This is a genomic window from Burkholderia sp. Ac-20392 (genome assembly GCF_017104585.1).
Classification (GTDB): domain Bacteria; phylum Pseudomonadota; class Gammaproteobacteria; order Burkholderiales; family Burkholderiaceae; genus Burkholderia; species Burkholderia lata.
On record NZ_JAAGPB010000492.1, the window covers coordinates 1 to 5,920 of the forward strand.

At 66.6% G+C, this 5,920-nt stretch carries 7 protein-coding genes; 6 read left to right on the top strand and 1 reads right to left on the bottom strand.

Annotation, left to right across the window (positions count from 1 at the left end):
• Positions 1-605, bottom strand: a 605-nt coding sequence (locus tag G3N99_RS32910) for a LysR family transcriptional regulator (protein WP_206124458.1), incomplete at its 3' end; no start/stop codon positions are given.
• A 112-nt stretch (positions 606-717) separates the two neighbouring features.
• Here G3N99_RS32910 and G3N99_RS32915 point away from each other — a divergent pair.
• The 6 genes from G3N99_RS32915 to G3N99_RS32940 all read left to right on the top strand — a co-directional run.
• The gene (locus G3N99_RS32915; RefSeq protein ID WP_011349984.1) at positions 718-1,890 is read left to right on the top strand and encodes an acyl-CoA dehydrogenase family protein; all 1,173 of its coding nucleotides are present in this window, start codon (positions 718-720) and stop codon (positions 1,888-1,890) included.
• 20 nt (positions 1,891-1,910) lie between these two features.
• Positions 1,911-2,660, top strand: coding sequence for an electron transfer flavoprotein subunit beta/FixA family protein (locus G3N99_RS32920; RefSeq protein ID WP_174933250.1), 750 nt, complete (start codon positions 1,911-1,913; stop codon positions 2,658-2,660).
• A 15-nt stretch (positions 2,661-2,675) separates the two neighbouring features.
• Positions 2,676-3,608: an FAD-binding protein gene (locus tag G3N99_RS32925; RefSeq protein WP_206124459.1), complete on the top strand. Its 933-nt coding sequence runs from the start codon at positions 2,676-2,678 to the stop codon at positions 3,606-3,608.
• A gap of 76 nt (positions 3,609-3,684) precedes the next feature.
• Complete coding sequence (locus G3N99_RS32930; protein WP_206124460.1) at positions 3,685-4,542, top strand: MaoC family dehydratase N-terminal domain-containing protein; 858 nt, start codon at positions 3,685-3,687, stop codon at positions 4,540-4,542.
• Between the two features lie 10 nt (positions 4,543-4,552).
• Positions 4,553-5,743: a CaiB/BaiF CoA-transferase family protein gene (locus G3N99_RS32935; protein WP_206124461.1), complete on the top strand. Its 1,191-nt coding sequence runs from the start codon at positions 4,553-4,555 to the stop codon at positions 5,741-5,743.
• Positions 5,744-5,746: 3 nt separating this feature from the next.
• Positions 5,747-5,920: aldolase/citrate lyase family protein (locus G3N99_RS32940; RefSeq protein WP_241011976.1), on the top strand; the 174-nt coding region annotated here is incomplete at its 3' end.

The window sequence follows — 5,920 nt, forward strand, 5'->3', positions numbered from 1 at the left end:
GCCCGCAGGCCCTGCGGCGCGGAAGGCAGGATGAACGGCTCGCGCGCGACCCGCTCGAGCGACAGCGGCCGCTTGCGCGACAGCCCGGCCGACGGCGCCGCGACGGCCCACAGACTCTCGTCGATCAACGCCTTCACGTGCAGCGCGGGCGTCTCCTTCTGCCCGTACAGCAGCGCCGCGTCGACATCCCCCGCTTCGAGCCAGTCCTGCAGGTGGCCCGCATAGCCGATCGTGAGCCGCAGGCGAATGTGCGGGTAGCGCCGCGCCACCTCGCCCGCCAGGCGCGTGGCCAGCAGATCCGACGTGCTGGCCAGCAGCCCGATGCTCACGATGCCCGCCACCGGCCCCTCGGTCGGCTGGATCTCGGCCTTGGCCCGCGCCACCTCGTTGAGGATGCGGCGCGCGTATTCGAGCATCGTCTTGCCCGACGGCGTGAGCTGCATGCCGTGCCGGCTGCGGTCGAACAGTTCCGTCCCCATGTCCTCCTCGAGCAGGCGCAGCTGGCGCGACACGGCCGGCTGCACGAGATTCAACAGGCTCGACGCCCGGGTGACGTTGCCCGTTTCGGCCACGGTGACGAAGGCGCGCAGTTGCTTGAGATCCATCGCGGATACCTCGATGCCAAAAACTGATTCGACGATCAGAAAATTCTATTGTTTAAGAAATCCATCAAAACTTATTATGGACTCAACCCATGCCAATGACGAGACACGATTCATGAGCGCCTCCGTTTTCTCCGCCCCCGACCAGTACCAGGAAATCCGCGACGCGGTACGCGGCCTGTGCAATCAGTATCCGGCCGAATACCACCGCAAGATCGACGAGGCGCGCGGCTATCCCGAAGCGTTCGTCACCGCCCTCACGCAGGCCGGCTGGCTGGCCGCGCTGATTCCGCAGGAATACGGCGGCCCGGGCCTGTCGATGGCCGAGGCGTCGGTCATCATGGAAGAGATCAACCGCTCCGGCGGCAATTCGGGCGCGTGCCACGGCCAGATGTACGTGATGAACACCATCGTGTTCAGCGGCACCGAAGCGCAGAAGCAGCGCTACCTGCCGCGCATTGCGGCGGGCGAACTGCGCGTGCAGTCGATGGGCGTGACCGAGCCCACCACCGGCAGCGACACCACCAAGCTCAAGACCACGGCGGTGAAGAAGGACGGCCGCTGGGTCATCAACGGCCAGAAGGTGTGGATCTCGCGGGTCCAGCACAGCGACCTGCTGATCCTGCTCGCACGCACCACGCCGCTCGACCAGGTGCAGAAGAAAAGCGACGGGCTGTCGTGCTTCATCGTCGAACTGGACAAGGCGATCGGCAACGGCCTCACCGTGCGCCCGATCCTCAACATGGTCAACCACGAGACCAACGAGCTGTTCTTCGACAACCTGGAGCTGCCGGAAGACGCGCTGCTCGGCACCGAAGGCAAGGGGTTGAAGGTGATCTTCGACGGCCTGAACGCCGAGCGCACGCTGATCGCGGCCGAGTGCATCGGCGACGGCTACTGGTTCCTCGAGAAAGCGCGCGACTACGCGAGCGAGCGCAAGGTGTTCGGCCGCCCGATCGGGCAGAACCAGGGCATCCAGTTCCCGCTCGCCGAATCGTTCATCGAGCTGGAGGCCGCGAACCTGATGCGCTGGCGCGCCTGCGAGAAGATCGACGCGCGCCAGAACGCCGGGGTCGAGGCCAACATGGCCAAGTACCTGGCCGCCAAGGCAAGCTGGGAAGCGGCCAATGCGTGCCTGCAGACGCACGGCGGCTTCGGCTTCGCATGCGAATACGACGTGGAGCGCAAGTTCCGCGAAACGCGCCTGTACCAGGTCGCGCCGATTTCCACCAACATGATCCTGGGGCACGTCGCCGAGCACGTGCTGCAGCTCCCCCGTTCCTACTGATTCTGGAAGGATTCCTCTCCATGAAGATTCTCGTACCCGTCAAGCGCGTGGTGGACTACAACGTCAAGGTTCGCGTCAAGGGCGACGGCACCGGCGTCGACCTCTCGAACGTCAAGATGTCGATGAACCCGTTCGATGAAATCGCGGTTGAAGAAGCCGTCCGCCTGAAGGAAGCCGGCGTGGCGACCGAAGTGATCGCCGTGTCGGTCGGCGTCGCGCAGGCGCAGGAAACGCTGCGCACGGCGCTGGCGATCGGCGCGGATCGCGCGATCCTCGTCGAATCGAACGACGGCGTCGAGCCGCTCGGCGTCGCGAAGATCCTGAAGGCGCTGGTCGACAAGGAACAGCCGCAACTGGTGATCGTCGGCAAGCAGGCAATCGACGACGATTCGAACCAGACGGGCCAGATGCTGGCCGCGCTGGCCGGTTTCCCGCAAGCGACGTTCGCATCGAAGGTCACGGTGGCCGACGGCCGTGCAACGGTCGCGCGTGAAGTCGACGGCGGCGCGGAAACGCTGTCGCTTCAACTGCCCGCGGTCGTCACCACCGACCTGCGCCTGAACGAGCCGCGTTACGTGACGCTGCCGAACATCATGAAGGCGAAGAAGAAGCCGCTGGAAACGGTGAAACCGGAAGACCTGGGCGTGGACGTCGCGCCGCGTCTGAAGACGCTGAAGGTGGTCGAGCCGCCGAAGCGCGCGGCCGGCGTGAAGGTGCCGGACGTGCAGACGCTGGTCGAGAAGCTGAAGACCGAAGCCAAGGTACTGTAAGAGGGAGCGGAAAAAATGACGATTCTGGTGATTGCAGAACACGACAACGCATCGATCAAGGCCGCGACGCTGAACACGGTGGCGGCCGCAGCGAAGATTGGCGGCGACATTAACGTGCTGGTCGCGGGCCACAATGCGCAAGGCGCAGCCGATGCGGCAGCGAAGATCGCGGGCGTTTCGAAAGTGTTGCTGGCCGACGCGCCGCAACTCGAAGCGGGCCTCGCGGAAAACGTCGAAGCGACCGCGCTGAACATCGCGAAGGATTACTCGCACATCCTCGTGCCCGCCACGGCCTATGGCAAGAACGTCACGCCGCGCATCGCCGCGAAGCTCGACGTCGCGCAGATCTCCGAAATCACGGCGGTGGTGTCGGCCGACACGTTCGAGCGTCCGATCTATGCAGGCAACGCGATCGCGACGGTGCAGTCCGGCGATTCGATCAAGGTGATCACCGTGCGTGCGACCGGGTTCGATGCGGTGGCAGCGGAAGGCGGCAGCGCATCGGTCGAAAAGATCGCAGCGGCAGCCGACGCCGGCCAGTCGCAGTTCGTGAGCCGTGAAGTGACGAAGCTGGACCGTCCGGAGCTGACGAGCGCGAACATCATCGTGTCGGGCGGCCGCGGTCTCGGCAGCGGCGAAAACTACACGAAGGTGCTGGAGCCGCTGGCCGACAAGCTGAACGCCGCACTGGGCGCGTCGCGCGCGGCAGTCGACGCCGGCTTCGTGCCGAACGACTACCAGGTCGGCCAGACCGGCAAGATCGTCGCGCCGCAGCTGTACATCGCGGTCGGCATCTCGGGTGCGATCCAGCACCTGGCCGGCATGAAGGATTCGAAGGTGATCGTCGCGATCAACAAGGATCCGGAAGCACCGATCTTCAGCGTGGCGGACTACAGCCTCGAAGCCGACCTGTTCGCGGCCGTGCCCGAGCTGGTCAACGCACTCTGACGGTCATCAAGGCCGGCGCCTGACAGACGGGCGCCGGCCGCCTGCCTCACGCTTCAATCATCGAGCACGAAACAACATGAGTCTCGAGTCTCCCGAATCCTTCGACGCGTGGGTCGGCCGCAGCGAAGACAGCGCGGACCGGATTACCCGGGCCCCCGTCCGTCTGCTGCAGGCGACGCTGGACGACGCGAACCCCTCCGAACTCCCCGCGACGCTGCCGCCGCTGTGGCACTGGCTGTACTTCCTGCCGGGCGAGCGACAGTCGAACATCGGCGTCGACGGTCACCCGCAGCGCGGCGGCTTCCTGCCGCCCGTCACGCTGCCGCGCCGCATGTGGGCCGGCGGACGGCTGCAATTCCTGCGCCCGCTGGCCGTCGATGCGCCCGTGCAGCGCCGGTCCACGATCCTGAGCGTGCAGAGCAAATCCGGCCGCAGCGGCCAGTTGGTGTTCGTCACCGTATTGCATGAAACGAGCGACGCCGAGGGCGTGGCGATCCGCGAAGAACAGGACATCGTGTATCGCGACGCGCCGCCTCCCGCCGCAGCCGGCGCACCGACGCCGCAGCCGGCACCGGCGCCGACCGACGAGCAGTATTCGCGCGTCGTCACGCCCGACCCGGTGCTGCTGATGCGCTTTTCCGCCCTCACCTTCAACGGCCACCGGATCCACTACGACCGGCCTTACGCGATGCAGGAAGAAGGCTATCCGGGCCTGGTGGTGCACGGCCCGCTGATTGCGATGCTGCTGCTGGAGGAACTGCGCCGCACGCACCCCGAGAAGACTGTACGCAGCTTCGAATTCAAGGCCGTGAGCCCGCTGTTCGACACCGCGCCGTTCACGGTGAACGGCAAGCTCGACGGTCATGCCGCCCGCCTGTGGGCACGCGGCCCGCAAGGGCAGCTGGCCATGCAGGCCAGCGCCGAACTGGAATAACGATCCGATCATGCAAGCTCGAAAAGGCCCGCTGAGCGGGATGACCGTCGTCACGCTCGAACACGCGATCGCCGCGCCGTTCTGCACGCGCCAGCTCGCCGACCTCGGCGCCCGCGTCATCAAGGTGGAACGTCCCGGCGTGGGCGATTTCGCGCGTGCGTACGATCACCGCACCCGCGGTCTCGCATCGCACTTCGTGTGGACCAACCGGTCGAAGGAAAGCCTCACGCTGGACCTGAAGCAACCGGCCGCGCAGGAAGTGCTGGGCGAACTCGTGGCCCAGGCCGACGTGCTCGTGCAGAACCTCGCGCCCGGCGCGGCCGCGCGCATGGGCCTGTCGTTCGATGCGCTGCACGCGAAGCACCCGCGGCTGATCGTCTGCGACATCTCGGGCTACGGCGCCGACGGCCCCTACCGCGACAAGAAAGCCTACGACCTGCTGATCCAGAGCGAGGCCGCATTCCTGTCGATCACGGGCACGGCCGACGAGCCCAGCAAGGCCGGCAATTCGATCGCCGACATCGCGGCGGGCATGTATGCGTACACGGGCATCCTCAGCGCGCTCCTGCAGCGCGGCGTAACGGGCACCGGCTCGCACGTGGAAATCTCGATGCTCGAGGCGCTGGCCGAGTGGATGGGCTTCCCGATGTACTACGCATATGATGGCCAGCAGCAACCGGGCCGCAACGGCGCCGCGCACGCGACCATCTACCCGTACGGCCCGTTCAAGGCCGGCGACGGCCGCGTCGTGATGCTCGGCCTGCAGAACGAGCGCGAATGGAAGGCGTTCTGCGATGTCGTGCTGCGCGACCCGGCGCTCGCGACCGATCCGCGCTTCGACGCCAACGTGCGCCGCTCGGAGCACCGCGCGGAACTGAAGGCCGTGATCGAACAGGCGTTCTCCTCCCTCACCGCGCAGGACGTGATCGCACGCCTCGACGAAGCGCAGATCGCGAACGCCGCCGTGAACCAGATCGGCGATCTGTGGACGCATCCGCAACTGCACGCACGCGAGCGCTTTCGCTCGATCGACTCGCCGGCCGGCGAACTGCAGGCGCTGCTGCCGCCCGCCACGGTCGACAGCTTCGACGTGCGCATGGATGCGGTGCCCGCGCTCGGCGAACACAGCGCGGCCATCCTGCATGAACTCGGGCGCACCGACGCCGATATCGAACAACTGCGCGCCGCCGGCGTGATCTGAGCCATGTCCAAGCCCCTCTCCCCCGTCCAGCACGCGCGCAGTCTCCTGTTCGTGCCGGCCACCCGCCCCGAGCGCTTTGCGAAGGCGCTCGACTCGGGCGCCGACTGCATCATCGTCGACCTCGAGGATGCCGTCAGCCCCGACAGCAAGGACGACGCACGCGCGCAACTCGCGCAG

Excerpts from the sequence above, each read along its gene's own strand:
- G3N99_RS32925 (WP_206124459.1), top strand. The coding sequence starts at position 2,676 with ATGACGATTCTGGTGATTGCAGAACACGACAACGCATCGATCAAGGCC.
- G3N99_RS32935 (WP_206124461.1), top strand. The coding sequence starts at position 4,553 with ATGCAAGCTCGAAAAGGCCCGCTGAGCGGGATGACCGTCGTCACGCTC.
- G3N99_RS32920 (WP_174933250.1), top strand. The coding sequence starts at position 1,911 with ATGAAGATTCTCGTACCCGTCAAGCGCGTGGTGGACTACAACGTCAAG.
- G3N99_RS32915 (WP_011349984.1), top strand. The coding sequence starts at position 718 with ATGAGCGCCTCCGTTTTCTCCGCCCCCGACCAGTACCAGGAAATCCGC.
- G3N99_RS32930 (WP_206124460.1), top strand. The coding sequence starts at position 3,685 with ATGAGTCTCGAGTCTCCCGAATCCTTCGACGCGTGGGTCGGCCGCAGC.